Origin of the sequence: Campylobacter sp. BCW_6873, assembly GCF_001762365.1 — a bacterium.
Classification (GTDB): domain Bacteria; phylum Campylobacterota; class Campylobacteria; order Campylobacterales; family Campylobacteraceae; genus Campylobacter_D; species Campylobacter_D jejuni.
Map to the genome: position 1 here is coordinate 315,955 of NZ_MJWS01000065.1, position 26,102 is coordinate 342,056.

Here is a 26,102-nt window from a genome sequence, read left to right on the forward strand (position 1 = left end):
ATGAATTTAATTCCAGAAATACTAGACTTACAAGGCGAATTTGAAAAAATTCGTCATCAAATTCATGAAAATCCTGAGCTTGGTTTTGATGAATTATGTACTGCAAAATTAGTGGCGCAAAAATTAAAAGAATTTGGTTATGAGGTTTATGAAGAAATAGGAAAAACAGGTGTTGTGGGGGTTTTAAAAAAGGGAAATAGCGATAAAAAAATAGGACTTCGTGCAGACATGGATGCTTTGCCTTTGCAAGAATGCACAAATTTGCCTTATAAAAGCAAAAAAGAAAATGTAATGCATGCTTGTGGTCATGATGGACATACTACTTCTTTATTGTTTGCTGTAAAGTATTTAGCAAGTCAGACTTTTAATGGCACTCTAAATCTTTATTTTCAACCTGCTGAAGAGGGTTTGGGTGGTGCTAAGGCAATGATAGAAGATGGATTGTTTGAAAAATTTGATAGTGATTATGTTTTTGGATGGCACAATATGCCTTTTGGTAGCGATAAGAAATTTTATCTTAAAAAAGGTGCGATGATGGCTTCTTCGGATAGTTATAGCATTGAAGTTATTGGAAGAGGTGGTCATGGAAGTGCTCCAGAAAAAGCAAAAGATCCTATTTATGCTGCTTCTTTGCTTGTTGTGGCTTTACAAAGCATAGTATCTCGCAATGTTGATCCCCAAAATTCAGCAGTTGTAAGCATAGGAGCTTTTAATGCAGGACATGCTTTTAATATCATTCCAGATATTGCAACGATTAAAATGAGTGTTAGAGCATTAGATAATGAAACTAGAAAGCTAACTGAAGAAAAAATTTATAAAATTTGTAAAGGTATTGCACAGGCTAATGATATAGAAATTAAAATCAATAAAAATGTTGTTGCGCCAGTGACTATGAACAACGATGAAGCTGTGGATTTTGCTAGTGAGGTTGCAAAAGAATTATTTGGCGAAAAAAATTGTGAATTTAATCATCGTCCTTTAATGGCAAGTGAGGATTTTGGATTTTTTTGCGAAATGAAAAAATGTGCCTATGCTTTTTTAGAAAATGAAAACGACATTTATTTACATAATTCTAGTTATGTTTTTAATGATAAGCTTTTAGCTAGGGCTGCAAGTTATTATGCGAAGCTAGCTTTAAAATACTTAAAATAAAAACTAATCTAGAATTTCAAGCACAATTTCTTCCTTTAAACCTTTGATTTGAATTTCTTTGAGTTTTAGGTTTGAGGGAAGTTTTGCTAAAAGCTCTTTATTATTTTTTACTTGGTTTTTTGCGCTTATGGAGAGTAAAATTCCCCTGTAAGCTTTAGCAAAATGGCTGATGACTTTACCATTTTTTACAAATTTATAGGTATAAAATTTCTTTTTTGGGGTATAGAATTTATCATAAAATCCTGCTCTAAGATCAAGTATTTCTTCATTTTCCAAGTATTCATCTAAGGCTTTACTAAAATGTTCTTTATAAAATTTCTCTATGGCAAAATTTCCTATTTTAGCCCCTTGCTTGAATTTATAAAAGGGTAGAGTATCATTAGCTCTTACAACACCAAAAAGATTAGAAAATATAAGTGTGTTTTCTAAAATATAAGCTTGGCTTTTTTTATCTAAGGCTTTAAAATGAAGATATTCATAACTTACCCCAGTATAAAGCAATATAGCTTCTTGAGTGGGAGCTTGTTTTAAGTTGTGTTTAAATTTATCAATTTCATTTTCATTTTTAATGCCAAAAAGTTCTTGTAAATTCTGTAAACTTGCGTTTTTGATAAATTCTTCATAATGCTTTAAAGCTTCCATTCTATATGGAAATAATTCTTTAAATATAAATGAGTTTTCATTGATGGGATTTTTTACGCAATTTGCATTTTTGCTTTCACTAGGGGAGAAAAGTATTTTCAAGATTTTTCCTTAAATATTTATTTTTTAATAAAGGTAGCTAAAAGCTTGTAAATTTTGGCTTAATTAAAATTTATTATTATTTAGTTATAATCTAAATTTTTGAACTTTTTAATGAAAGGAATATATGAAAATCTTTTTTAGAAGTTATCTTTTTTTAGCAGCTATAACTTTTATAGCTTTTATTTTACCTGGATTTTTATTTTCACTCTATAATGACTATATATTTCGTTTTGAGTTGAATAGTGTTTTAGCTTTAGGTGCGGCAGCTTTAATTTTTCCTTTGGTACGTCCTAGGATTTTTATAGTTTGCGTCTTTGGACTTTTTGCCCTGATGGAGTGTATCCAATTTTCGCATTTATATTATTTTAATAAACCCTTAAATATCTTTTCTTTGCATTTAATGTTTATTGAATTTGGAGAAGTGGCTAAAACGGCTTTAGCGGGGGGGGGGTATTATTTAAAGGCTTAATTCATATAGTTATAATAGTTCTTACTTATGTTATTTTAAGTATTTTTTATTTTAAAATTTCAAGAAGAACTAATTTTATTGCCACAGTTTTGGCGATTTTTGCTTTAAGCATCTTGCCTTATAAGGCAGTTTATAAAACCGATAGGCTTGCTAATTTTTCTCCCAAAAATGATAGTATTTCTTTATATAACACTTTAAGAATTTTTAGCGGTTATTTTTTCTTATATTTACGCATGCCTCAAGCGCCTATACCAGATTATCCTGAATACACTTATGATTATAAAAACGTAGCAGATCGTAATGTTGTTTTAATTTTAGGTGAAAGCACTAATGCAAATCGCATAGGACTTTTAGGCTATGAAAGAAATACAAATCCTTTGCTTAGCGAATGGGCAAAAAATGATAAAAATTTTGTGGCAAAAAGAGCAATTTCAAGTGCTGTTTTGACTCGCGTGGCTGTACCAAGCTTATTAAATATTGCTTATAAACCAGACAATATTAAGCATATTTTAAATGAGAAAACACATCTTGTATATTTAGCTAAGAAAGCAGGATTTAAAACTTTTTATTATAGTGCGCAAACCATTAGTGAACTTAGTGATATAAGTTCTGAAAATTTAGATAAATTTTTTACAAGAGAAAATTATTATTTTGAACACAAACAGTTGGGTGATTTGTTGGTTTTAGAAAAATTAAAAGAAAATCAAGATAAATTTTTAAATGGGAAAAATTTTGTTATACTGCATCAAAGAAATGCACACTCTCCTTATCAAAGAGGCTATAGAGCGTATCAAAAAGCAGATGTTTTTAAACCAATGACTCGTGAAAATGCTTATGATAATGCTATGATTTTTAACGATTATTTTATTTCTAGTGTATTTGAAGTTTTTAAAGAATTAAGTCAAAAAAGTGGCATTCCAACCTATGTAATTTTTATACCTGATCATGCAGAAGCTATGGGAGAATTAGGAAGAGATGGACATGCTGAATATGGACATTCTTTTTTAAGTGCAAATGTGGCTAATATTCCTATTTTTGCCACCACTTTTAATGTTAAAAATGATGATTTTATAACTTATCTAAAACAAAACAAATTGCCAACTCATTATGAGCTTGCTAAATTATTAGCTAAGGAAATGGGGTATGATATTCATAATTCTTTAGAAGAGCCTAATGTGTTTTACATTAATGGTGTCGATATTTCTGGAAATGCTGGTTATATTAAAGTTTTAAGAGATAAAGATAAGGCAAAATTTGAATATTTTGATAAAGAATAATTAGCTTTAAGGGGAATATTTCCTCTTAAAGATTAAAATGACGCTCCGCCCATTAACATGGAAAACATGATAAATGGAAGTATAATTTTTAACGCTTCTGTGGCGTCTTGATTGTTGATGCTTAGTTTTTCTATGCTGTCGATTCCTTGTGTGCTATAGTCACTAACAGGGATGTTTTTAAATTTTAAATCAAGGTTGAGTTTATAATCATCATTTTGAGTGATATTGTTTAAAATAGCTAAAGCTTTATCAAAGATTAATGCTTGTTCTTCATTTTGACTTTGAGCTTTTAAGGTTTGTAAATTTTCCTTAGCAGTTGCTATATAGCTACTAAATACGCCTTCGGTTTTAAGAGTTGAATCAATTTTAAAATTATTTAAGATGATGTATTTTTGGACTGTATTGCTAAAATCTGAAGCTTGTTCGTAGTTTGCTATATTAAGAAGTTCATTGATAGCTTGTTCATCCATAGCTAAAGTTTGAGTGTTAAATTTTATACCCTTAGAATCAAGATAATTAAGTAGATCTTCTTTTAGATTTATATTTAGATTTGTATTGAAATTTAATTTCGCGTTATAAAATTTTATATTAAGATTATCTAGATAATTGTTTTCTTGTTTGTTTATGGAGTTATCAAATGATAAAGTATAAGAATCCGAGCTTAATTTATTGATAAAAGAGCTGATTTTTGGATCTTGTTGAAATAAGCTTGCATTGATGTCACTAACAACTTTTTCTCCAAGTTTAAAATCTTCAAAAACCAAATTTGATTGTATGCTTTTTTGGTTTTTAAAAAGATCGTTGTAATATTCTTTAATGTTAATTGATGTATTTGCTTCGCCTTTGTAAATTTCATTTGAGCGAATTTTGATATTTTTTGCTTGAAATAGTTCTTGATACTCATCGTTGTTATCTTTTGCAAGAGTTTTGAAATTTGAACTTAAACACGCTATAAAATCACCATCTGCATTGCATTTAAAATCAGAAAATTCAATCTTTATTCCAGAATCCTGAGAAAGGTTTGCAATTTCTTGTTTAACTGTTTGATTTAGTTGATTTTCATATTTTTTAACTGTTTTTTCATCTATGGAATTTCCGCAAGCTGAAAACAAAACAGCTATTCCAATAGAGAGAAAAATACCTTTTTTCATAGTTTTCTCCTTAAAAATTTTAAAACAAATATTATATCTTTTTTTACTTAAAATTTAAACAATGCTAAAAGAGAGTGTGAGATTAATTACATTTTTACACATAGGAAAATCTTTTTAGTTTGTTTCAAATGCATTATTTATAATTTTAAGTATAATTAACTTTGCAATTATTATATATTTTGCAATAGCTTTAAGCTTATTTTAAAGAAAGGAAATGTATGAAAAAAATACTTCTAAGTGTTTTAACGGCCTTTGTTGTAGTAGTATTGGCTGCTTGTGGAGGAAATTCTGACTCTAAAACTTTAAATTCTCTTGATAAGATCAAGCAAAATGGAGTTATTAGGATTGGGGTATTTGGCGATAAACCACCTTTTGGTTATGTGGATGAAAAAGGAAACAATCAAGGCTATGATATAGCTTTAGCTAAACGCATAGCAAAAGAACTTTTTGGCGATGAAAATAAGGTGCAATTTGTTCTTGTTGAAGCTGCAAATAGGGTTGAGTTTTTAAAATCAAATAAAGTAGATATTATTTTGGCTAATTTTACTCAAACTCCAGAAAGAGCCGAGCAGGTTGATTTTTGCTTGCCTTATATGAAGGTAGCTCTAGGCGTAGCTGTACCAAAGGATAGTAATATAACTAGCGTAGAAGATTTAAAAGATAAAACCTTGCTTTTAAACAAAGGCACAACAGCAGATGCGTATTTTACGCAAAATTATCCTGATATTAAAACTTTAAAATACGATCAAAATACCGAAACTTTTGCCGCTTTGATGGATAAAAGAGGCGATGCTTTAAGTCATGATAATACCTTGCTTTTTGCTTGGGTGAAAGATCATCCTGATTTTAAAATGGGTATCAAAGAGTTAGGGAACAAAGATGTTATCGCACCAGCAGTTAAAAAAGGCAATAAAGAACTTAAAGAATTTATCGATAATTTGATCATTAAACTAGGCCAAGAGCAGTTTTTTCACAAGGCTTATGATGAAACTTTAAAAGCTCATTTTGGAGATGATGTTAAGGCTGATGATGTAGTGATTGAAGGTGGAAAAATTTAATAAAGGGCTTTTTGCCCTTTATATTGATTTAGGATAAAATATGCAAAAAAAATACAAAAATATTATTTATGCTTCTTTGGGTGGAATTTTGGAATTTTATGATTTTGTGCTTTTTGCCTTTTTTTTGGATATTTTTGCTAAGGTATTCTTTCCGCAAAATGATGCTTTTTGGATGCAGATAAATGCTTATATAGCCTTTGGTGCTGCTTATTTAGCGCGTCCTTTTGGTTCTATTGTGATGGCACATTTTGCTGATAGATATGGAAGAAAGAATATTTTTTATATTTCTATGCTTTTGATGGTTTTGCCTAGTTTTGCTTTAGCTTTTTTGCCAAGTTATGAAAGTATGGGTATATTTGCTACTTTGATTTTATTTACTATTCGTATTTTGCAAGGTTTAGCCGTTGGAACTGAGGTGAGCGGAGCTTGGATTTATGTGAGCGAATTTGTCAAAGGGCGTCAAATTCCTTTAGCTCTTGGTTTTATCTCAGCGACTTTAACCATAGGTTTATTGCTAGGAAATATTGCCACTTTAGGCATAAGATCTTATTTTACCCCAGAAGAAGTTCAAAGCTATGCTTGGAGAATTCCTTTTATCATAGGAGGATTTTTTGGAATTTTAGCTTTGTTTTTAAGAAATAAACTCAGCGAAACTCCAGAATTTGTAAAAGTTCAAAATGAAAAGAAAATTTTAAGTTTTCCATTGTTTGAAGCTTTAAAAACTCATAAAATGAGCATGCTTGTTTGTTTTTTAATGACCATGGTTTTAACAAGCGGCGTGGCAACTTTGATGATTTTGCCTAAGTATTTTGAAAGTCTTTTAGCTATGAGTAAAACTTCTGCTTTATGGGTACAAAATTTTGCTATTTTAGCGGTGATTTTTGGAGCTTTATTTCAAGGCTTTTTAGCAAGCAAATGGGGAAGCTATAGGATTTGTTCTATTTTTAGTATAGCTTTTATTATCTTTGGTATGCTTTTTAGTTTTTATGATGAGAAATTTTTATTTTATTTTTTACTGGCTTGTTTTACACAAGGTATTATCACTTTCGCACCTGTTTTTATGACACAAATTTTTAAAAGCGAACTTAAATTTAGTGGGCTTAGTTTTGCTTATAATATTTCTTATGCGATTTTAGGTTTTTTAACCCCTTTTGTAGTTAATGCTTTTTATAAAGAGTATTTAGGTATTTATCTTGCTATAGTCGGATCTTGCTCCTTATTTTGCGTGTTTTTGTTAAAACGCGTTTTTGCAAGAAGCAAGATTAAAGAATTAAGCATTGTCTTTTAAAACTTCAAAAACAACCTTAGATATTTTTTCAACTGAAGCGATTTCGCAATGCTCATCAGTTGAATGAGGATTATGGATATTTGGACCTATAGAAGCGCATAAAAGCTCTTGTTTTTTCTCTATAATGCCACACTCAAGCCCTGCATGGATAGCTGAAACTTTGGCATTAGGCGATACTTTTTTAAGCGCTTTAAAAACCATGTCACTAAGTGCATTTGGTTTGCCTTCCCAAGGTGGATAGAAATTAAAACTTCTTACTTTAAAATCAAAAGCCTTGAAAAATTCTAAAGTTTCAAATTCTACTTGCTTAAGTCCATCAAGTATATTAGATCTTGCAAAAAGTGCGAATTTGATTTGTTTATCTTGCATTCTTAAAGTAGCTAGGTTAATGCTTGTTTGAACTATACCTAGATTTTCATCATAAGCTCTAACTCCATGAGTAAAAGAATTTATAAGGCTTAAAAGTTTGTTACTTTGATCGCAAATTTCAAATTCGCCTTCTTCTTTAAAATCGCATTTTATCCAGTTATTGCTCTTTACTTCATTTTTAAAATGCACTAAAGCTTTGGCGTGTTTAGGTATAGAATTGATTCTTTCTCCACCTTTAAAAGAAATGATTTCTCCTTTATTTTCTTGTATGAATTTAGCCATTTCTTTGATGGAGCTTTTTTCGTTGCGTACGATATTTATGCCTGAGTGTCCACCTTTAAAATTTTGCGCGCAAAGCTCATAAATTTTACCCTTTTTTCTAAGGGTATTAAAAGGCAAGCTAGCTTCTATATCTACTCCACCTGCACAGCCTATCATGATCTCATCATCGCTTTCATGATCTAAATTTAAAAGCATTTTAGATTCTAAAGTGTGCTCGAGTGAATTCACTCCCATGAGTCCTACTTCTTCATCGTTTGTAAAAAGACACTCTAAATTTTCAAATTCAGCCATAGCACTCATCATGATGGCTATACCTATACCATTATCCGCGCCAAGACTTGAATTTTTGGCTCTTAAAAAGCCATTTTCTTCATAAACTTCTAAGTTTGGTGCATCGCCCATACAGACCATATCATAATGGCTTTGTAAGCAAATTTTTGGTTTGCCTTTTATGGCGCGGATATTTCCTGCTTTATCTACACTCACTTTAAAGCCTTTATCTTTAGCATAAGAGCTTAAAAATTCTTTCATTTGTTCTGTTTCATAACTGCAATGAGGAATTTTACATAATTGTTTAAAATTTTCTATAACATTTTGCATTTTATCTCCTTTGTTTTGATAAAATTATGGCATATTTTTTAAAATTTAAAGGCAAAATGATTAAAAAATGAGAATAAATTATAAAAAATTATTTAATTTAAGAAAATTACTAAGTAATCCAAAAAAACTTTTTTCTGTATTAATTTTTACTCTTGTAGTTGTTTTTATCCAGAATTATATTGCCCAAAATTCTAGTTTTGAAGGAAAAGTAGTTAGAATTATTGATGGAGATACTATAGAAGTTAATCATGAAAACAAACTCGCTAGAATAAGATTTTTTGGTATAGATGCACCAGAACTTAAACAAAGTTTTGGAAAGCAATCAAAAGAAGCTTTAAGTAGAATTTTAAGCGGTAAACAAGTTGAAATTATTTATAAAAATAAAGATACTTATGGTAGAATTGTTGCTATTGTAAAGCTTAATAATGTTGATATTAATCGATTTTTAGTAAGCAAAGGCTATGCTTGGGCTGATACTTACTATAATAACGCTTATATTAAAGAACAAGAAAATGCTAAGAAAAATCATTTAGGTCTTTGGAAAGAGGGTAATCCTATAGAGCCTTATAAATGGAGAAAACACAATAAATTCTAAGGAAAAACATGAAAAAATATACTTTAATGATACTATTAGTTTTAGGAATTTCTGGATGTTTTGTAAATGAAAGAGGAATTTCAAATCGTTTTTATGATGATTGCAAAGAATATTATGATGGAAGTGGAACTTATCATAAGGATTGCCCAAAGAATTGGGTGGATATTAAAATGACTCCTTGATTATTTTCCACCCACAGAGGCCATTAATGCAGCTGCTACGGCTTCTGGATTGTTGATTTTGGCACCTTGTTCTTGATTTTCTGTAGGTTTAACAGTATTAAGTGGCGGACGCTTGAGTTTAAATATATGCTCATCAGTGCTAACAACTTGTATCGTTCCTTCAAATATTTTAATTTCTTTAACATGCCCGACCACTTTTACATCTCTTTTTTTGGAGGTTTCGTCAAAAAGTGCATGAGCTTCAAGTTCTAAAACATCGCCTAATTTAAGCGGAGCATAAAAAAAACATTTTGATCCAATAATCACTGAAAATTCTTTATTGATAGAGGCTTGTGCTACATAGTTTGCCGCAGCGAAAATAAAGGCATCAAAAATCAATCCTTGATCATCTACTACCATTTCGCTTGTGGTTATTAAAATTGATTTGGCATAGTTTTTATCAATTTCTATAATGGTTCCAGCAAGCGAGGTGTTTAATTCAGGACAAGTGAGTAATTCTGCTCTAACACGAGATATATCTTCTGCAGATGCGTATTCTTCAAGTTGTGCATATTCTTCAAAATTATCTTTTTTTGCCATATCTAACCTTTAAATTCTACTTATCTACTTCAAAATATCTAAAGCCTAGATCGACAAAAAGCAAAAAGAATTTATATCCCAATACGCACATAAACTCTTTTGGGTGCTTCATAGCCTTCAATGGTAAGATTTTTATCCTTTGGATCTAAGAAATTTTCCAGCGAAAAAGAGTCTATCCATTCTGTTTTTCTTTGTTCGTTTTCATCGGTTTTTTTTGTAGCCAAAACTTCAAATTCTTTAAATCCTGCTCTTTCACACCAGTTTTTTAATGCACTAATGCTTGGTACAAAATAAATATTTGAAATTTTAGAATAAGTTTTATTAGGCACAAGAGCGATTTCTCTCTCATCTTCTATATACATGGTATCTAAAAAAACAACTCCATTTTTATTAAGTCCTGCTTTTAAATCTTTTAGCATTTTTATAGGATCACTTCTATGATAAATCACCCCAAGACAGAAAATCACATCAAATTTCAAGCCATAGCTTGGAAGATCTTCTACGCCTAAAAGTTCGTATTCTATAGGAGTTTTAGCTAAAGCGTTAATGAGTTCAAATTGCAAACGGTATTTGATAGAAGGATCAAAACCTATGAGTTTTGCAGGATTAAATTCAAGCATTTTAAACATATAATAACCATTATTACAGCCTATATCAGCAACGCATTTTTGAGAAATTTCGTTCATAAAAGGCTTTAAAATATTAAATTTAATAAAACTTTGCCATTCTGTATCGATGAAAAGATCGTCTATTTTAAAAGGACCTTTTCTCCATGGTTTAAGTTCTTTTGTTATAGCTAGGATTTCATCTTTGGCTTGAGAATTTGTAGATAAATTTACACTATCATCTAAAGAAAAATTACAAGCAAGATTGAGAGCTTTAAGTTCTTGAATTTTAGCGTATAAAGGGTGATTTAGAAATTGTTTTTTGAGTAAATTTTCTTGCATTTTTATCCTTGACATTTGCTTTTAATGCTAAATTATAACATTAAAAGCTTTTATGGCAATATAAATCTCATATGTATTAAATATTTGATCAAAAATAAATTTTTAAAAACTCAAAATACTTCCCAAAACTCACATAAGCTTTAGAACTATAATCATCATTTTTATAAAGCTTTAGCTAAATCAAGCTTAACATAAAAATTTCCTGTTTTATTATAAAGCAGTTGCAAATCATAGGCATCCATATAGTTTGTTTCACTTACTCTATATAGTTTAGAAACATTCTCACACCAAGAATAACCTATATCATAAAAAGGAGTGATATAAAAATCTTTCAAAGGAGTAGCCATTCTAAGTCCAAAGCTAGCTACTACAGCATTATCTCTATCTTCATTATTATAAACCCTTACTCCATAAGGACCTACTAAAGATATAGTTTTACTATTATCTAGTATAAATAGATTCATTAATAACTTGTTGATAATTTAAGCTAAAAAGATGAGTAAAGGTATCATTAAAGAAATAAGTATTATTAAGATTGACATTAAGTTTAGCAAATTTTCAAATTCTACTCCATCTACTTTGCTTGTTTCTATACCTCATTAAGAAATTCATGCGTTGATTGCTTTTAGAACTGCTAAGATTTTTATATGAGTATCTTTAGGTTTAAGATAAAAAACTGAACTAAGTTCTCCTTGTTCTAATATAAGTTTATTATAACTTGCATTAGCATAATCGGTTTTTGCTATGATTAAAAAAGGAAGTGCTCTAACTGTTTTTATTACTATGATTAGCTGTATTGACACTATTAAAAGAAAGAACTTTATCTTCTCTCATATCAGAAGCAAGTAAATAATGTTTAAAATTTAAATCGTTTATATTTATAATATTTACTTTAGTATTGTTATAAATTAAAGTAATATTGTTAATATCATGTTTAGAACTCTTAGAATAATAATTTATACCTTGGGGTTTTTATAAGTAGAATTGGTTTTATCATAAAGTTTGTTATCATTAAAATAATACTCTGGAATATTGAAATTTCGATTGTCTGTAGTATTTGCTTGAGTGACTAAAAGCATTGATGCTTAAGAAGGTAACAATAGAAAGTTTAAAACAAAATTTCTCTACACCCCTCCCCGTGAAGTTAAAAAGCTTAATGGCTGGCATAGATATCCTTAAATATTGATTATTATATTTTAACTATTTAACAATATCTGTAAATATTATCAAAAGAAAGCGTAATTATAATATTCTTAAGTATATTAATTATAAATAAAATATTTAAATAATATTAATAATAAAAAAGTTATTTTTTAATTTTATTTTTTATAATATATATTTAATATTATTAAAAAGCTTTATTAAATTAATATTGGACGGAATTTTTAATATAAGCTAAAAAGCGATATCAAAGAATTTCCGTTGTATAATCTAATGTTTTTTAAATGTAAAATATTTTTTAAGGTAAAGCGATGAAAATGCGTGTGTATTATGAAGATACTGATGCGGGTGGAGTGGTGTATCATAGTAATTATTTAAAATTTTGTGAGAGAGCAAGAAGTGAAATTTTTTTCAATAAAAAAGTAGATATTTTTGATGCGTCTAAGGGACATTTTTTGCTTGCAAAAGCAAATTGCAATTTCTTAAAACCTGCAAAACTTGGAGATATAATAGAGATTAAAACAAAAATTTTAGAAGTCAAAAATGCTTCTGTGGAAATTTCACAAGAAATTTATAAAGATGAAATTTTGCTTTTTAAAATGGAATTAACTTTAGCTTTTATTAAAAACGAAAAACCAGCTAGAATGGATATGCAGTTAAAAAAGCTCTTTGAAGAATTATTTTAATTCTTCAAAGCTTGCTTGTTTGCCTTGCATAAGACGCACTTTGTAATCAACTTGAGAATTTTTGATTTTCTCATCAAATAAACTTTCACTTTTTTTATTTAAGAATTCGGTATAAAAGTAATCAACTCCTATACTAGTGGCATAAGCAATCCAGTTATAATCTATACTTTGATTAAAAATTTCATTAAGATAGACTAAGTTATCATCGTGGTTATTGATAGAATTAGCAATGATGAAATTTTCTCTATCTCCTTGTTGCGTTAAACTTAAAAATGTTGGATTATAGTTGATTTGAGTGGATAAAAGCACATAAGGATGAATGTTATAAATTCTTAGTTGAGAACTTGCTAGAGCTGTTTTGATCAATGGAGTGTTAAAAAATATTGAGGCATTATTAACTCCGCCTTGTGATCTTAAAAGTCTGCTAAAATCAAGCTTCTCGCCTTCTATGGTATATATTCTAGCATTATTATTTTGAGCAAGAATTCTTGAATTTAGATTGCTTGATAAGGCAGAGCCATCGCTAAATATTGCGATATTAGCATTTGATTTGCTTAAAAGTGTGGTAATTTGAGCATCATAGTCAATACTTCCAAAAATAATATTTTGATTTGAAAATTGTATGTTGTTTTTATGGATGGTCGGTATAAAAATTTTCATATTTCCTGAGTAATTTTTCAACTCATTGGCACCTTTTAGAGTAAATCCAGCTATGGCATACTGATATCCTTGAGCTTGTGCTGCATCAAGCGCGGCTCGAATTTTATCACTATCTTCTGTGCCAGTTAAAAAAACTTTTACTTTGATTTCAGCTCTTTGTCTTAAAAGATAGGCTATGCTTGAATTTATTATAGTATTTGAGTAGCTTTTTATGGTTTTTTCTGGGATAATTATCGCAAGTTTAACAGAAGTAATTTTTTGAACATTTTTTTCAAAATCAGTAATGGAATTTAATAATTTTGCATAAACATTAGATAAAAATTGATCGTTTTGATCTGCAAATTCACTTAAAAAACTAAGATACAATCTTGATTCTAAAAGATCAAAAAGACAATTTGTGTTGCATTCTTGAACGCTTAATTTAGGATAAAAATTTTCAACAGGTTTTACATCGACTAATTTTTGCTCTTTTGCACTAAGCAAAAAGCAAGATAAGAAAAATATTAAAAATATTTTTTTCATAAAAATCCTTTAATTTTTTTTAAATCTTGTATGAAATTTTTTTCATAACTTGGATTTTTTTCTATAAAATCTAAATCATAACTTGGCATTATGAAAAAATTTTTATAAGCAAAAACTTCACCTTTTAAAATGTGATAATCTTTAAATCCCAAGCTTTTAAATGTGTATTCTCCTAGACAAAGTAAAAAAGCAGGTTGAATCAGTTTTAGTTCGTTCCAGAAAAATGGTAAGCAAGATTGTAGCGAAAAATCATCAAATTTTCCATTACAAAAACATTTAAATAAATAAGAAAAATAAAAATCTTCATCGCAAAGCCCTAAAATTTGATAAATATAGTGTTTTAATTTTTCACCTTTTTTTGAATTAAGTAAAATTCCACTTTCATTTTCACTCTTTTGCCCAAAAACATCAAGAATTAGCAATTTGACATTTTTTATTTTAGGTTCCATAAGACTAAATTTTCTTGTTTTGGAAAATTGACATAAGGCGCAAGATGAAACAAGTTGTTTTAATTCTTGAAAATTTTGTGCTTGTTCAAAGCGGTTTATATGTGTATCAACAAAGTTAAATCCCATAGCTTTTAAATAATAAAGACTTCTTATCATAAATCACACAATTTTTCTAAATTTTCTCCACTTAGACGATAATTTCTCCATTGTTTAAGATGTTTAGCGTTTAAACTTTCATAAAAATTAATACCTAAAATATTATCATTTAAGCAAACCCAGTCGAGTCTTTTTAAATTTTCTTTTTTGCAAATTTCTCCTAAAAATTTAAAAACAGCTTTTCCATAACCTTTTTTACGAAAATTTTCTCGTATATAAATATCTTCAAGATAAATTCCACCGCTACCCCAAAAAGATGAAAAAGTATAAAAATAAATCATGTAGCCTATAGTTTTTTCATTTTCTTTTAACAAAAAAGCACGAGCAAATTTATTTTTTAGTAAAGAATGTTCCAGTTTTTCTTTCGTGCATTGAAGAAAATCTAACATATCTTCGTATTTTGCAAATTCTATGATCATTTCTTGTAAAATATCTAAATCTTCTTGTCTTAAATCAATAATTTTAAATTCTGACATTTTTAACCTTTTAAAAATAATTTCAAAATTTATCAAAAGAATTTAAAAATTACTCTTAATTAAAAGCAATTTATAAGTAAGATTAAGATAAAATACAAGTTTATTTTATAATTTTTTAAGGAAAAATCAAATGAAAAGAACTTATCAGCCGCATGGCACTCCAAGAAAACGCACTCATGGTTTCCGTGTTCGTATGAAAACTAAAAATGGTCGCAAGGTGATCAATGCAAGACGCGCTAAAGGTAGAAAAAGACTTGCTGTGTGAAAAATTTTGATAAATTTAGCACAAACGAGGAATTTTCATCTGTATATAAAGTAGGTAAAAAATGGCATTGCGAAGGTGTGATCATTTTTTATCTGAATAGTTATGAAAAAAAAATAGCAGTTGTTGCTAGTAAAAAAGTTGGAAAAGCAGTGGTTAGAAATCGTTCAAAACGAATTTTAAGGGCTTTGTTTGCTAAGTTTGAAAGATATCTTCAAGATGGCAAATATATTTTTGTAGCTAAAAATGAAATCACTGAACTTTCTTTTTCTAGGTTAGAAAAAAATCTAAAATGGGGATTGAAAAAACTAGAATGTTTCAAATGATATGCCTAAAAATACTCCGTTTTTATCAGAAATTCTTAAGCCCTTTAAAACCCGCTGCTTGTAGGTATTATCCTAGTTGTTCTGAGTATGCACTTTGGCAGTTTCAAAAAAAGAATTTTTTTCTAGCTTTTTTTTCTACTTTTTTTAGAATTTTAAGATGTAACCCTTTTTTTAAAGGGGGATTTGATTATCCTAGAGTTTCTAAAAATTTTTATCCTATGAATTTATGTTTTAAGCCTATATTTTTAGCAAAAAAACAACTTTGTTTTTTATACATACCTTATAAAAATAAAAGTTTTTATCTTATAAAAATCATCTTTAAAAGGACAAATCAGTGAATAATTCAAATAATATTTTTCAGCAAAAGCGTATACTTTTGGCTGTTGTGATTTCTTTTTTATTTTTTGTTGTTTATGATTATTTTTTCATTCCAAAGCAACCTTTAAAAATAGAACAAAACATTACACAACAAAATCAACAAAACACAAGCATAAATAACACTCCTAATATACAAAATACCACCACAAATACTCCAAGTGCGGCTTTAGTTTCGCAAGATAGTGTGATATCTAAGGTTCAAAGCAAACATTTTGAAGCACAAATTGACTCTTTTGGTAGAATTTCTGCTTTTTATTTAAAAGATAAAAAATACCAAAATGAGAAAGGGGAATTTATAAATCTTGTTAGCAAGGAAAATAGTCCTTATCCTTTAGAAATGCGTTTTAGTGATCCAAGTATTAACTCAGAGGCTTTTAAATTTCCTTATATTGCTAACTCTAGCAATCTTTTTGTTGATGAAAATGGAAGTCAAGTTTTAAAACTCACTCAAAATCTTTCCGGATTGAAAATCAAAAAAGATATTACTTTTTATCCAAAAGGAAATTATGAGATAGAAGTTAAACTCAGCAAAAATGCAAATTATTTTATAAGTCCAGGATATCGTCCAAATATTGCCGTAGATAGTTATACAGTTCATGGTGCTTTGGTAATGGATAATAAAGAAACCATCGAAACTTATAAAGATGGAGATGTAGAGAAGGATGAAAGTGCTAATAATGTCGTAATGACTTCGGCTTTTGATAGATACTATGCAACTTTCTTTTATAATTTTGATAAACCTTTAAATGTGGCAATCAGCAAGGATGCTAATAAAAACCCTATAGTTTTTGCTTATAGTGATAATGAATTTAAAGCAGGGGGTTATATAGGTTCTAAAGAACATGTGATTTTAAGAAGTATAGATCCACGCCTTGAAGCAGTTGTTGAATATGGTTGGTTTACTTTTATTGCTAAGCCTATGTTTGAGTTTTTGAATTTCTTACATCAGTATATAGGAAATTGGGGTTGGGCTATCGTTGTGATGACTTTAATTGTGCGTATTATTTTATTCCCACTAACTTATAAATCTATGATTTCTATGAATAAACTTAAAGATCTTGCTCCTAAAATGAAAGATATTAGAGAGCGTTATAAAGGCGATCCACAAAAAATGAATATGCACATGATGGAGCTTTATAAAAAACATGGTGCAAATCCTATGAGTGGTTGTTTGCCTATACTTTTACAAATTCCTATTTTCTTTGCTATTTATCGCGTTTTGCTTAATGCTATTGAGCTAAAAGCAGCTCCTTGGGCGTTTTGGATACATGATTTATCGGTAATGGATCCTTATTTTATTTTGCCTATTTTAATGGGTGCAACGATGTTTTTACAACAACTTATCACACCTATGACTATACAAGATCCTATGCAAGCTAAGATTATGAAATTTTTACCAGTGATTTTTACTTTTTTCTTTATCACTTTCCCAGCAGGACTTACGCTTTATTGGTTTGCAAATAATCTTTGTTCTTTGGTTCAACAATGGGTTATCAATAAAATATTTGCTAAAGAACATCACAAAAAAACAAGTGGAGCATGAAAAATGAAAATCGAAGCCATTGATCTTCAAAGTGCCTTAACAGAAGCTTCAAGAAGTTTAGAATGTTCTGTGATGGACTTAGAATATGAGATTATTCAGCATCCAAGAAAAGGTTTTTTTGGATTTGGAAGAAAAAAGGCAATTATAGAGGCTAAAGCAAAAAAAAGGATTTTGAAAAAAAATCCTAAAAAAGAATTTACAAGTTCAAAAAATCACAAACCAGAAACACATGAGCCAAAACAAGAAAACAAGATTGAAATAAAAAATGAAAAAAATAAAAGTCAAAAAGAAAAATACATAGTAAAAAGTGATGAAATTTTTGATAGTTTTCATCGAGAAAGCAAAGGAGTGCGTAATACTCAGGATATTTTAGATGAGATTCGTATTCAGCTTGTAAAACTTTTAGAAAGCTCCCAGTTTAAAATAGAGCTTAGTGAACTTAGAATGTATGATGAAGATTGTGTTTTGATTCGATTGGATGGGGAAGATGCTGCTTTGATGATAGGCAAAGAAGCACATCGTTACAAGGCTATTTCTTATCTTTTGCATAATTGGATCAATTTAAAATATAATCTTTTAGTGCGCCTTGAGATCGCTCAATTTTTAGAAAATCAAATTCAAGGTATGCAGCTTTATTTACAAAGCGTGATTGAAAAAATTAAAATTCATGGACGCGGACAAACCAAACCTTTAGATGGGGTTTTGATAAAAATCGCTTTAGAGCAGTTAAGAGCTGAATTTCCAGATAAGTATGTAGGAATTAAGCAAAATAATGATCAAAGATTTGTTGTAATAAACGACTTTTTCAAAAAAGATGAGTGATACTATAGCGGCTATTTCCACAGCTCATGGCGTGGGTTCGATTTCTATTGTAAGATTAAGCGGTGAAAGGGCTTTAGAATTTGCCTTAAAGCTTAGCCACAAAACCAAACTCACCCCCCGTCATGCTACTTTTACAAAACTTTTTAATCAAAATAATGAAATTATCGATGAAGCTATAATGATATATTTTAAAGCCCCTTATAGTTTTACAGGAGAAGATATAGTAGAGTTTCAAACTCATGGAGGATTTAGTGTGAGTGAAGTTTTACTCGAAGAACTTGTGAGTTTAGGGGCAAGACTTGCTTTAGCAGGGGAATTTAGCAAAAGAGCGTGTTTAAATGGCAAAATGACTCCTTTAAAAGCTTTAAATATACAAGATCTCATACTTTCAAAATCTGCACTTGCAGCTAAAATTATAGCACGCAACATGCAAGGAAACTTAGGAGAACTTTTAGAAAAAATTCGCACAGATTTGGTTAAAACCTTGGCTTTTGTAGAAACTAGCATTGATTATGCTGATGATGATTTACCTTCTGATTTATTAGAACAAATTTCTACTATGTGTGAAGAAAATTCTAAAATTTTAAAAGAAATTTATACACTTTCTCAAAGCAGAAAAGGACTTATAGAAGGTTTTAAAATCGCTATTGTAGGTAAGCCAAATGTAGGCAAATCCTCGCTTTTAAATGCCTTGCTTTCTTATGAAAGAGCTATTGTTTCAGATATAGCAGGCACCACTCGTGATACTATAGAAGAGAGCTTTAAATTAGGAACGCATTTATTGCGCATTATAGATACAGCGGGTATTAGGGAAAGTAAAGATGTTATAGAACAAATCGGCGTAGCTTTAAGTAAAAAAAGTTTAGAAGATGCAGATATTATTTTGGCAGTCTTTGATGCTTCAAGAGTGCAAGATAAAGAAGATGAGAAAATTTTTGACTTATTAGCAAATACTGATAAAAAAATCTTTTGGATTTTAAATAAAAGTGATTTAGAAAATGTTTTCAAAAATACTCAAAATAAAAATTTTATCAAGCTTAGTGCTCAAAAAGATATCACTTTGTTAAAAGAAGAATTGCAAAATTATCTTAATTCTTTTGATAGCGAAGGTATTATGGTAAGTTCTTTAGATCTTATTAATGCTTGTAAAATTTCAAGTGAAGCGATTTTTAGAGCTAAAGGACTTTTAGAGGAAAGTTCTTTAGAACTTTTTGCTTTTGAACTTAATTTAGCTATTAATGAACTTGCAAGATTTACTAAAGATTTTCAAAGAGATGAAATTTTAGACGAAATGTTTGGTAATTTTTGTTTAGGAAAATGAAAGGATAAAAATGGATAAAGAAACCATAAAAGCACATAAAATCAGCGATGAAGAATATGCACAAATTTTAGAAATTTTAGGACGAGAACCAAATTTATTAGAACTTGGGGTTATTTCTGCGATGTGGAGTGAGCATTGCTCTTATAAATCCAGTAAAAAATATCTTAATGGTTTTCCAACTAAAGCACCTTGGGTGATTCAAGGTCCAGGAGAAAACGCAGGGGTTATTGATATCGGGCAAGGTATGGCAGCAGTTTTTAAGGTAGAAAGTCACAATCACCCTAGCTTTATCGAACCTTTTGCAGGTGCGGCTACAGGAGTAGGGGGAATTTTGCGTGATGTTTTTACTATGGGTGCAAGAGTGGTTGCAGGGCTAAATTCTTTAAAATTTGGCAATATTCATGATGAAAAATGCGGGAAACATCAAAAATACCTTGTTAAAGGTGTGGTAAATGGAATTTCTCATTATGGAAATTGCATGGGTGTGCCAACTATAGGTGGAGAATGTGCTTTTGATGAGTGTTTTAATGGAAATATCTTAGTAAATGCCTTTGCTTTAGGGGTTTGTAAAAGTGAAGATATCTTTTATGCTAAGGCTGAAGGTGTAGGAAATCCTGTGATTTATGTGGGTTCAAAAACAGGGCGTGATGGACTTGGTGGAGCGGTTATGGCAAGTGATAGCTTTAACGAAGAAAGCAAATCTTTGCGTCCTACAGTGCAAATTGGCGATCCTTTTAGTGAAAAACTTCTTATGGAGGCTTGTTTAGAGCTTTTTAAAACCGATTATATTGTGGGTATTCAAGATATGGGTGCTGCAGGGCTTACTTCAAGTTCTTTTGAAATGGCAGGAAGAAGTGGCAGTGGCATGAAACTTTACTTAGATAAAACTCCTATGCGTGAAAGCGGTATGACTCCTTATGAGTTAATGCTTAGCGAATCTCAAGAAAGAATGCTTATTTGTGCGAAAAAAGGCTATGAAGATAAGGTTATAGAAATTTTCAAAAAATGGGATTTAGATGCTGTGGTTATGGGTGAGGTTACCAATACAGGAAAAATGGAACTTTTTTGGCATGATGAGCTTGTAGGGCTTATTCCTATCGAGCCTTTAAGTGAAAAAGCGCCGATTTTAAGTCGCCCTACAAGTGAGCCAAAATATTTAAGTGAAATTAAAGACTATAAATTTGAGCTAAAATCAAGTATTCAAGAGCTTTTTATACAAATGCTTCAAAATGAAAATATAAATAACAAAGCTTTTATTTATGATCAATTTGATTCAAGCGTGCAAACCAATACCATAAAAGCCGATGGAAAATTAGGTGCTAGTGTTATTCGTATTAAAGAAAATGGCGCAAGTGTGGCTATGGCTATAGAATGTAACTCACGCTTAAATTATGTAAATCCTAAAATAGGAGCAGCTTTAGCAGTAGCTTCTGCAGGAAGAAAGGTTGCTTGCACAGGAGCTAAGCCTTTGGCAATAAGCGATTGTTTAAATTATGGAAATCCGCAAAATCCTGAAGTGATGTGGCAATTCGCACAAGGTTGCGAAGGTATTAAGGAAGCTTGTAAAGAGTTAAATACCCCAGTAGTAAGCGGCAATGTTTCACTTTATAATGAAACCGAAGGCGTAAGTATTTATCCAAGTCCTACTATAGTAAGCGTAGGGGTTTTAGAGGATGCAAATAAAACCTTAAAAGCTAGTTTTGAAAAAGAAAATTTAAGCGTTTATCTTTTGGGTGAAAGTTTAGGAGAATTTGGTGGATCTATGGTAATGAAAATCCAAGATAAAAAAGTATCAGGAAGCCTTAAAGAGCTTGATTATAAAGCTGAACTTGCACTTTGGAATTTGCTTTATAAAGCCAATCAAAATTCTTTACTTGAGTGTGCTAATAGCGTAGGAATAGGGGGTATTGCCATGACTTTGGCAAAAATGTTTGCTATTTCTAGTGTGGGTGCAAATTTAACAAGTGGTTTTGATGATGAAAAAATGATTTTTGATGAGAGTGCAAGTCGTGCTATAGTAGGGCTTAGTAAAGAAAATGAAGAAGCTTTTTTAAATTTAGCTAAAGAATTTGGAGTAAAAGCTTATAAATTAGGTGTGAGTACAAGCCAAAAACATTTTAAACTTGATAGTATTGAGTTAAGCAAGGCTGAACTTGATAAGTTTTATTTTGAAAGTTTTAAAGAGCAAATCCAATGACTTTAGTTTTAATTATACTCGTTGTTTTGGTGTTTTACTGGTATTATAAAACTTGGGGAAAACAGGATTTTTTAAACTCAGCCACAAGAGGAGCTAAAGGCTTTGCTAAGGGTTTTGCTCGTGGAGTTATGGAAGAAAGAATGGATGAGTTTAAAAGGCGTATGAATTACTATGTTATCGCACTTTTGGCAAAAATTGCAAAAAGCGATGGCAGAGTAAGTGAAAATGAAGCTGAAATGATCAAAGATCTTTTAGATGCAAATGCTAAAGATGAAAAAGAAAGAGCTTTTTTAAAAGCAAGTTTTAATGAACATAAAGAAAATTTAAGCGATGCTTTTTATGTGGCAAAAGATTTTTTAAAAGAAGTACCTTTACCTAAAAATGAGCGTTTTAATGTCTTGCGTGTGCTTGTTTTTATGGCTTTAATCGATGCAGATTTTAATGCTAAAAAGCGTGAAATTTTAGAGCAAATCGCTAAAGCCTTTGATATAGCAAAAAGCGAACTAGACGCTTTTATAGCAAGTCTTTCAAATTTAAAAAGTGCTAAAAAAGAATTAAGTCTTGATGAAGCTTTTGCTATTTTAGAACTTCCAAATAATGTAGATTTAAATGCAGTAAAAAAACAATACCGCAATTTAGCAAAAAAATATCATCCTGACATTTTAAACGCAAACAATGTCAGCGAAGAAGAACTTAAAATCGGTGTAGAGAAATTTCAAAAAATCAATGAAGCTTACGAAAAAGTTAAAAAACATTTAGAAAGGTAAAAATGAGAGCATTACTTAGTGTGAGTGATAAAGAAGGCATAGTAGAATTTGGCAAAGAGCTTGGAAATTTAGGCTTTGAGATTCTTTCAACAGGCGGGACTTTTAAGCTTTTAAAAGAAAATGGAATAAAAGTTATAGAAGTGAGTGATTTTACAAAAAGTCCTGAGCTTTTTGAAGGGCGTGTGAAGACTTTGCATCCTAAGATTCACGGTGGGATTTTGCATAAAAGAAGCGATGAAAATCATATCAAACAAGCAAAAGAAAATGAAATTTTAGGCATTGATCTAGTTTGTGTAAATTTATATCCTTTTAAAAAAACTACCATTATGAGCGATGATTTTGATGAAATTATAGAAAATATCGACATAGGCGGACCTGCGATGATAAGAAGTGCAGCAAAGAACTATAAAGATGTGATAGTGCTTTGCGATCCACTTGATTATGAAAAAGTGATTGAGACTTTAAAAAAAGGTCAAAATGATGAGAATTTTCGTTTAAATTTGATGATAAAAGCTTATGAGCATACAGCAAATTACGATGCTTATATTGCAAATTATATGAATGAACGCTTTAACGGAGGTTTTGGAGCGAGCAAATTTATAGTAGGACAAAAAGTATTTGATGCAAAATATGGAGAAAATCCACATCAAAAAGGGGCTTTATACGAGTTTGATGTCTTTTTTAGCGCAAATTTCAAAGCCCTTAAAGGCGAAGCAAGTTTTAACAATCTAACCGATATTAACGCAGCTTTAAATTTGGCTAGTAGTTTCGATAAAGCTCCAGCTATTGCTATAGTAAAACATGGAAATCCTTGCGGTTTTGCTATAAAAGAAAATTTAGTACAAAGCTATATATATGCTTTAAAATGCGATAGCGTCAGTGCTTATGGAGGAGTGGTTGCAATCAATGGAACTCTTGATGAGGCTTTAGCAAATAAAATCAATGAAATTTATGTAGAAGTAATCATTGCAGCCAATGTAGATGAAAAAGCTTTAACTGTGTTTGAAGGTAAAAAACGCATTAAAATTTTCACTCAAGAAAGTCCGTTTTTAATCCGCAGTTTTGATAAATATGATTTTAAACATATTGATGGGGGTTTTGTATATCAAAACAGCGATGAAGTAGGCGAAGATGAGCTTAAAAATGCAAAGCTTATGAGTCAAAGAGAGGCAAGTAAGGAAGAATTAAAAGATCTTGAAATCGCTATGAAAATAGCAGCATTTACCAAATCAAACAATGTTGTTTATGTAAAAAATGGCGCTATGGTGGCTATAGGTATGGGTATGACAAGTAGAATCGATGCAGCAAAGGCAGCAATCGCTAAAGCTAAAGAAATGGGACTTGATTTGCAAGGTTGCGTTTTAGCAAGTGAAGCCTTTTTTCCTTTTAGAGATAGCATAGATGAAGCAAGTAAAGTAGGGGTTAAAGCTATAGTAGAACCAGGCGGAAGCATAAGAGATGATGAAGTGGTAAAGGCGGCTGATGAGTATGGTATGGCGCTTTATTTCACAGGCGTAAGACATTTTTTACATTAAGTTTAATGGAATGTTATGTTTTTTACACATAATTCAATAAAAATTAAATAAATTATGTGTAAAATATTTCCGAAAAATTTTATTTTTAGGAAACTATGATGTTTAAAACTATAGGATTTAAGGTTTCTGCTGCAATTTTTGTGGTGTTGCTTATAAGTTTTATTGTAATGCAAGTGATTTTAAATTTGGACTTTAAAAATACTGCCAATAAAATGAGCAGGGCAAATTTAGATACCGTAAGTACTTCTGTTTTTCAAACAATGAGAATGGCTATGAATTTAGGAGATCCTGAAAAAATTAAAGAAGCCATTGAAGATGCAAAAAGTATAGAGGGTATTAGTGATATTAAAATTTATCCTTCAAAAGATACTATAGATCTTTTTGAGATGAAAGCCCCTCAAATTTCAAATGATAAGCGTATTATAGAACAATTTTCAAATCCTAAAATTCAAGCTTTAGAAGAAAATGTACATGGTGTTGTGCATTTAAGATTGATACGCCCTTTGATTGCAGATGAAAGTTGTGTTGCTTGTCATGCAAATGCTAATGTAGGGAGCGTGATAGGGGTTATGGATATATCGCATTCTTTAGAAGGTGTTCAAAAAGATATAAGTAAAACCAGTCAATCTTATATTATAATATTTACTATTGCTTTGATTTTTACCCTTTGTGTGGTTCTTTTAATGCTTAAAGTTGTTGTTGGAAAGCCTGTTTTAGAGCTTTTAAATCATGCTAAAGAATTAGCTCAAGGAAGTGGCAATTTAAAAGCTCGTATTTCAGTTAAAGGTCAAGATGAAATTGCTTTAGCTTGTGGATATATCAATCAATTTATCGAAAAAACTCACAAGGCAGTTAGCGGTGCAAGTCATAATTCAAAAAATGTAGAAAAACAAAGCAATCTTTTAAATTCAAATGCTATTTCTTTAAGTGATATCAGTTCACAAAGTCATAAACAAATAGATCAAAGTTTTAAACTTGGTGCAAATGTTGGCAATGAACTTGGAGAACTTGCTAGTTTGTCAAATAAGGCAAATAGTGCCAATGAAAAATCCTTTTTATTATTAGAGCAAATGCTTAAATCTTTGTTTAATGTTGCTAATAAAGTATCAACAGTATCTCAAAATGAAAATGAATTGGCTAAAAAAGTTGAAAACATGGTTAATCAAGCAGGTAATATACAAAAAGCAACTCAAATGATGGATGAGATTGCAGATAAAACCAATTTACTATCCCTAAATGCTGGCATAGAAGCAGCTAGGGCTGGTGCATTTGGACGAGGTTTTTCTGTAATTGCTGAGGATGTTAGGCAGTTGGCTCAGAACAGTGAAGAATTTTTGGGAAATGTAGCTCAAATTACAAAAGAGCTTTTGCAAAGTATTAATGAGGTTAGCGCAGAATTAAAGAAAAATGCTCAAAGTATACAAGCTTTAAATGATGACACCACTTTATTGGTTGATGATGCTAATGAGGTTAAATTATGCAACGAAGATGCTAGGGCTTTGGTAACTCAATGTACTGAAAAAATAAAAATTTCCCAAGAGAATATACAAAATTTACTTTCTCGTATGCAAAAAAATGTCGAAGTAAGTGAAAAGAATGAAGAAATTTCTAAAATTCTGCTTCAAGTTGCAGATGAGTTAAAAATAGTGTGTCATAATCTCGAAAGCGAACTTAACCAATTTCAAATTTAAAGGAATAAAATGAAAAAAACGCTTCAAATTGCTTTAGCTGCAACTTTTTTTGCGGGTTGTGCTAGTACTTCTGTTACTTCATCTGCTTCTAAAGGTAATAATGAACTTGTGCAGAACCAGCTTTTCAAAATAGAAAAAATTATAGTTAATGGTAAAACTTTTGATCCAAAAAACGCAGAGGAAAGTCCAAATATTAGTTTTGAAAATAATAAATTTTATGGTTATTCAGGATGTAATCGTTTTTTTGGTTCTTACCAAACTAAGGCAGATACTTTGCAAATCGAAGGTGATCGCGTAGCTTCAACTCAAATGCTTTGTCACCCAATGGATGTAATGGATTTTGAAAATTCTTTCCTTTCAAATTTCAAAGGAACTTTTAAAATTTCAAATGAAAATGGAAAACTTGTTTTAAGTAATGATGAAATGAAAATCTTTTTTAAATAATACACTAAAGCCT

At 30.2% G+C, this 26,102-nt stretch carries 27 protein-coding genes and 2 pseudogenes; 19 read left to right on the forward strand and 10 right to left on the reverse strand.

Translation table 11 applies throughout. From position 1 onward, the window contains the following. Nucleotides 1–1,152: a M20 aminoacylase family protein gene (locus tag AJ932_RS05450; RefSeq protein WP_070278062.1), complete on the forward strand. Its 1,152-nt coding sequence runs from the start codon at nt 1–3 to the stop codon at nt 1,150–1,152. Between the two features lie 3 nt (nt 1,153–1,155). Here AJ932_RS05450 and AJ932_RS05455 read toward each other — a convergent pair whose 3' ends face one another. Next, a complete protein-coding gene (locus tag AJ932_RS05455) occupies nt 1,156–1,896 on the reverse strand; it encodes a YaaA family protein (protein WP_070278061.1) in 741 nt (246 codons plus the stop codon). 124 nt (nt 1,897–2,020) lie between these two features. On the opposite strand from AJ932_RS05455, the gene AJ932_RS05460 reads away from it, so the two are divergent. After that, nucleotides 2,021–2,365, forward strand: a complete 345-nt coding sequence (locus tag AJ932_RS05460) for a hypothetical protein (RefSeq protein WP_002861723.1) — start codon at nt 2,021–2,023, stop codon at nt 2,363–2,365. An 89-nt stretch (nt 2,366–2,454) separates the two neighbouring features. Then, the gene (locus AJ932_RS05465; RefSeq protein ID WP_070278059.1) at nt 2,455–3,642 is read left to right on the forward strand and encodes a phosphoethanolamine transferase; all 1,188 of its coding nucleotides are present in this window, start codon (nt 2,455–2,457) and stop codon (nt 3,640–3,642) included. 32 nt (nt 3,643–3,674) lie between these two features. Here the strand turns inward: AJ932_RS05465 and jlpA are convergent, their stop codons facing one another. Next, nucleotides 3,675–4,793 carry a lipoprotein adhesin JlpA gene (gene jlpA, locus AJ932_RS05470; protein WP_070278056.1) on the reverse strand — a complete coding sequence of 373 codons (1,119 nt, stop codon included), beginning with the start codon at nt 4,791–4,793 and terminating at the stop codon, nt 3,675–3,677. 218 nt (nt 4,794–5,011) lie between these two features. Between jlpA and AJ932_RS05475 the strand changes: the two genes are divergently transcribed. Then, the gene (locus tag AJ932_RS05475) at nt 5,012–5,851 is read left to right on the forward strand and encodes a cysteine ABC transporter substrate-binding protein (protein ID WP_070278055.1); all 840 of its coding nucleotides are present in this window, start codon (nt 5,012–5,014) and stop codon (nt 5,849–5,851) included. A 40-nt stretch (nt 5,852–5,891) separates the two neighbouring features. Beyond that, the gene (locus AJ932_RS05480; RefSeq protein ID WP_070278053.1) at nt 5,892–7,139 is read left to right on the forward strand and encodes an MFS transporter; all 1,248 of its coding nucleotides are present in this window, start codon (nt 5,892–5,894) and stop codon (nt 7,137–7,139) included. Here AJ932_RS05480 and AJ932_RS05485 read toward each other — a convergent pair. Beyond that, nucleotides 7,122–8,390, reverse strand: coding sequence for a M20/M25/M40 family metallo-hydrolase (locus tag AJ932_RS05485; protein WP_004305728.1), 1,269 nt, complete (start codon nt 8,388–8,390; stop codon nt 7,122–7,124). The two genes, AJ932_RS05480 and AJ932_RS05485, sit on opposite strands and share 18 nt — an antisense overlap. A 67-nt stretch (nt 8,391–8,457) precedes the next feature. On the opposite strand from AJ932_RS05485, the gene AJ932_RS05490 reads away from it, so the two are divergent. Together AJ932_RS05490 and AJ932_RS05495 are read left to right on the forward strand one after the other, a co-directional pair. Further along, nucleotides 8,458–8,985, forward strand: coding sequence for a thermonuclease family protein (locus AJ932_RS05490; RefSeq protein WP_070278051.1), 528 nt, complete (start codon nt 8,458–8,460; stop codon nt 8,983–8,985). 8 nt (nt 8,986–8,993) lie between these two features. Beyond that, nucleotides 8,994–9,167, forward strand: coding sequence for a hypothetical protein (locus AJ932_RS05495; RefSeq protein WP_044779503.1), 174 nt, complete (start codon nt 8,994–8,996; stop codon nt 9,165–9,167). Here the strand turns inward: AJ932_RS05495 and AJ932_RS05500 are convergent, their stop codons facing one another. From AJ932_RS05500 to AJ932_RS10790, 4 genes and pseudogenes are all read right to left on the reverse strand, one after another. Beyond that, nucleotides 9,168–9,746 (reverse strand): hypothetical protein, encoded by a 579-nt coding sequence (locus tag AJ932_RS05500; RefSeq protein WP_070278049.1) that lies wholly within the window; start codon nt 9,744–9,746, stop codon nt 9,168–9,170. It lies immediately after the preceding gene. A 71-nt stretch (nt 9,747–9,817) separates the two neighbouring features. Beyond that, complete coding sequence (cmoB, locus tag AJ932_RS05505; RefSeq protein ID WP_079860344.1) at nt 9,818–10,708, reverse strand: tRNA 5-methoxyuridine(34)/uridine 5-oxyacetic acid(34) synthase CmoB; 891 nt, start codon at nt 10,706–10,708, stop codon at nt 9,818–9,820. Between the two features lie 73 nt (nt 10,709–10,781). Continuing rightward, nucleotides 10,782–11,251 (reverse strand): annotated as a pseudogene (locus AJ932_RS05510) (ShlB/FhaC/HecB family hemolysin secretion/activation protein); the annotation flags it as partial. Nucleotides 11,252–11,290: 39 nt separating this feature from the next. Then, a pseudogene (locus AJ932_RS10790) lies at nt 11,291–11,860 on the reverse strand (hypothetical protein); the annotation flags it as partial. 305 nt (nt 11,861–12,165) lie between these two features. Between AJ932_RS10790 and AJ932_RS05520 the strand changes: the two are divergent. After that, complete coding sequence (locus AJ932_RS05520; protein ID WP_002871461.1) at nt 12,166–12,540, forward strand: YbgC/FadM family acyl-CoA thioesterase; 375 nt, start codon at nt 12,166–12,168, stop codon at nt 12,538–12,540. Here the strand turns inward: AJ932_RS05520 and AJ932_RS05525 are convergent. From AJ932_RS05525 to AJ932_RS05535, 3 genes are read right to left on the reverse strand one after another with little or no spacing between them, the layout of a single operon-like run. Then, nucleotides 12,532–13,722: a hypothetical protein gene (locus AJ932_RS05525; RefSeq protein ID WP_070210214.1), complete on the reverse strand. Its 1,191-nt coding sequence runs from the start codon at nt 13,720–13,722 to the stop codon at nt 12,532–12,534. The two genes, AJ932_RS05520 and AJ932_RS05525, sit on opposite strands and share 9 nt — an antisense overlap. Continuing rightward, the gene (locus AJ932_RS10530) at nt 13,719–14,327 is read right to left on the reverse strand and encodes a uracil-DNA glycosylase family protein (RefSeq protein ID WP_070210213.1); all 609 of its coding nucleotides are present in this window, start codon (nt 14,325–14,327) and stop codon (nt 13,719–13,721) included. The genes AJ932_RS05525 and AJ932_RS10530 overlap by 4 nt, the downstream gene beginning before the upstream one ends. Next, nucleotides 14,324–14,803 carry a GNAT family N-acetyltransferase gene (locus AJ932_RS05535; protein WP_002867426.1) on the reverse strand — a complete coding sequence of 160 codons (480 nt, stop codon included), beginning with the start codon at nt 14,801–14,803 and terminating at the stop codon, nt 14,324–14,326. Before AJ932_RS05535 ends, AJ932_RS10530 begins: the two co-directional genes overlap by 4 nt. 130 nt (nt 14,804–14,933) lie before the next feature. Here AJ932_RS05535 and rpmH point away from each other — a divergent pair, with 130 nt between their 5' ends. The 11 genes from rpmH to AJ932_RS05590 all read left to right on the forward strand — a co-directional run bounded on the left by rpmH (nt 14,934) and on the right by AJ932_RS05590 (nt 26,089). Further along, complete coding sequence (gene rpmH, locus AJ932_RS05540; protein WP_002776864.1) at nt 14,934–15,068, forward strand: 50S ribosomal protein L34; 135 nt, start codon at nt 14,934–14,936, stop codon at nt 15,066–15,068. After that, on the forward strand, nt 15,065–15,391 hold the full coding sequence (rnpA, locus tag AJ932_RS05545) for a ribonuclease P protein component (RefSeq protein ID WP_002853349.1): 327 nt from the start codon (nt 15,065–15,067) through the stop codon (nt 15,389–15,391). The genes rpmH and rnpA overlap by 4 nt, the downstream gene beginning before the upstream one ends. After that, entirely contained in the window at nt 15,388–15,729 is a 342-nt protein-coding gene (yidD, locus tag AJ932_RS05550; protein ID WP_002865962.1) for a membrane protein insertion efficiency factor YidD, read from the forward strand. The genes rnpA and yidD overlap by 4 nt, the downstream gene beginning before the upstream one ends. Beyond that, nucleotides 15,726–17,312 (forward strand): membrane protein insertase YidC, encoded by a 1,587-nt coding sequence (yidC, locus tag AJ932_RS05555; RefSeq protein WP_070278045.1) that lies wholly within the window; start codon nt 15,726–15,728, stop codon nt 17,310–17,312. Before yidD ends, yidC begins: the two co-directional genes overlap by 4 nt. Before the next feature lie 3 nt (nt 17,313–17,315). Next, a complete protein-coding gene (locus AJ932_RS05560) occupies nt 17,316–18,134 on the forward strand; it encodes a Jag N-terminal domain-containing protein (RefSeq protein WP_070210211.1) in 819 nt (272 codons plus the stop codon). Then, the gene (mnmE, locus tag AJ932_RS05565) at nt 18,127–19,455 is read left to right on the forward strand and encodes a tRNA uridine-5-carboxymethylaminomethyl(34) synthesis GTPase MnmE (protein WP_070278043.1); all 1,329 of its coding nucleotides are present in this window, start codon (nt 18,127–18,129) and stop codon (nt 19,453–19,455) included. The genes AJ932_RS05560 and mnmE overlap by 8 nt, the downstream gene beginning before the upstream one ends. 10 nt (nt 19,456–19,465) lie before the next feature. Then, nucleotides 19,466–21,652, forward strand: a complete 2,187-nt coding sequence (gene purL / locus AJ932_RS05570; protein ID WP_070278041.1) for a phosphoribosylformylglycinamidine synthase subunit PurL — start codon at nt 19,466–19,468, stop codon at nt 21,650–21,652. Beyond that, nucleotides 21,649–22,419, forward strand: coding sequence for a J domain-containing protein (locus AJ932_RS05575; protein ID WP_002861704.1), 771 nt, complete (start codon nt 21,649–21,651; stop codon nt 22,417–22,419). The genes purL and AJ932_RS05575 overlap by 4 nt, the downstream gene beginning before the upstream one ends. A gap of 2 nt (nt 22,420–22,421) precedes the next feature. Beyond that, entirely contained in the window at nt 22,422–23,954 is a 1,533-nt protein-coding gene (gene purH / locus AJ932_RS05580; protein ID WP_070278039.1) for a bifunctional phosphoribosylaminoimidazolecarboxamide formyltransferase/IMP cyclohydrolase, read from the forward strand. A gap of 98 nt (nt 23,955–24,052) precedes the next feature. Further along, the gene (locus tag AJ932_RS05585) at nt 24,053–25,645 is read left to right on the forward strand and encodes a methyl-accepting chemotaxis protein (RefSeq protein WP_070278037.1); all 1,593 of its coding nucleotides are present in this window, start codon (nt 24,053–24,055) and stop codon (nt 25,643–25,645) included. Between the two features lie 9 nt (nt 25,646–25,654). Further along, entirely contained in the window at nt 25,655–26,089 is a 435-nt protein-coding gene (locus tag AJ932_RS05590) for an META domain-containing protein (protein ID WP_002861701.1), read from the forward strand. Nucleotides 26,090–26,102 lie beyond the last annotated feature (13 nt).

What these genes read in the sequence shown, in the direction of transcription:
- cmoB (WP_079860344.1), bottom strand. Translation starts at nt 10,708, where the DNA reads ATGTCAAGGATAAAAATGCAAGAAAATTTACTCAAAAAACAATTTCTA.
- AJ932_RS05525 (WP_070210214.1), bottom strand. Translation starts at nt 13,722, where the DNA reads ATGAAAAAAATATTTTTAATATTTTTCTTATCTTGCTTTTTGCTTAGT.
- AJ932_RS10530 (WP_070210213.1), bottom strand. Translation starts at nt 14,327, where the DNA reads ATGATAAGAAGTCTTTATTATTTAAAAGCTATGGGATTTAACTTTGTT.
- AJ932_RS05590 (WP_002861701.1), top strand. Translation starts at nt 25,655, where the DNA reads ATGAAAAAAACGCTTCAAATTGCTTTAGCTGCAACTTTTTTTGCGGGT.
- AJ932_RS05485 (WP_004305728.1), bottom strand. Translation starts at nt 8,390, where the DNA reads ATGCAAAATGTTATAGAAAATTTTAAACAATTATGTAAAATTCCTCAT.
- AJ932_RS05520 (WP_002871461.1), top strand. Translation starts at nt 12,166, where the DNA reads ATGAAAATGCGTGTGTATTATGAAGATACTGATGCGGGTGGAGTGGTG.
- AJ932_RS05480 (WP_070278053.1), top strand. Translation starts at nt 5,892, where the DNA reads ATGCAAAAAAAATACAAAAATATTATTTATGCTTCTTTGGGTGGAATT.
- AJ932_RS05460 (WP_002861723.1), top strand. Translation starts at nt 2,021, where the DNA reads ATGAAAATCTTTTTTAGAAGTTATCTTTTTTTAGCAGCTATAACTTTT.
- AJ932_RS05560 (WP_070210211.1), top strand. Translation starts at nt 17,316, where the DNA reads ATGAAAATCGAAGCCATTGATCTTCAAAGTGCCTTAACAGAAGCTTCA.
- jlpA (WP_070278056.1), bottom strand. Translation starts at nt 4,793, where the DNA reads ATGAAAAAAGGTATTTTTCTCTCTATTGGAATAGCTGTTTTGTTTTCA.
- AJ932_RS05535 (WP_002867426.1), bottom strand. Translation starts at nt 14,803, where the DNA reads ATGTCAGAATTTAAAATTATTGATTTAAGACAAGAAGATTTAGATATT.
- yidD (WP_002865962.1), top strand. Translation starts at nt 15,388, where the DNA reads ATGATATGCCTAAAAATACTCCGTTTTTATCAGAAATTCTTAAGCCCT.
- AJ932_RS05475 (WP_070278055.1), top strand. Translation starts at nt 5,012, where the DNA reads ATGAAAAAAATACTTCTAAGTGTTTTAACGGCCTTTGTTGTAGTAGTA.
- mnmE (WP_070278043.1), top strand. Translation starts at nt 18,127, where the DNA reads ATGAGTGATACTATAGCGGCTATTTCCACAGCTCATGGCGTGGGTTCG.
- rpmH (WP_002776864.1), top strand. Translation starts at nt 14,934, where the DNA reads ATGAAAAGAACTTATCAGCCGCATGGCACTCCAAGAAAACGCACTCAT.
- AJ932_RS05495 (WP_044779503.1), top strand. Translation starts at nt 8,994, where the DNA reads ATGAAAAAATATACTTTAATGATACTATTAGTTTTAGGAATTTCTGGA.
- AJ932_RS05585 (WP_070278037.1), top strand. Translation starts at nt 24,053, where the DNA reads ATGTTTAAAACTATAGGATTTAAGGTTTCTGCTGCAATTTTTGTGGTG.
- purL (WP_070278041.1), top strand. Translation starts at nt 19,466, where the DNA reads ATGGATAAAGAAACCATAAAAGCACATAAAATCAGCGATGAAGAATAT.
- AJ932_RS05500 (WP_070278049.1), bottom strand. Translation starts at nt 9,746, where the DNA reads ATGGCAAAAAAAGATAATTTTGAAGAATATGCACAACTTGAAGAATAC.
- AJ932_RS05450 (WP_070278062.1), top strand. Translation starts at nt 1, where the DNA reads ATGAATTTAATTCCAGAAATACTAGACTTACAAGGCGAATTTGAAAAA.
- purH (WP_070278039.1), top strand. Translation starts at nt 22,422, where the DNA reads ATGAGAGCATTACTTAGTGTGAGTGATAAAGAAGGCATAGTAGAATTT.
- AJ932_RS05490 (WP_070278051.1), top strand. Translation starts at nt 8,458, where the DNA reads ATGAGAATAAATTATAAAAAATTATTTAATTTAAGAAAATTACTAAGT.
- AJ932_RS05575 (WP_002861704.1), top strand. Translation starts at nt 21,649, where the DNA reads ATGACTTTAGTTTTAATTATACTCGTTGTTTTGGTGTTTTACTGGTAT.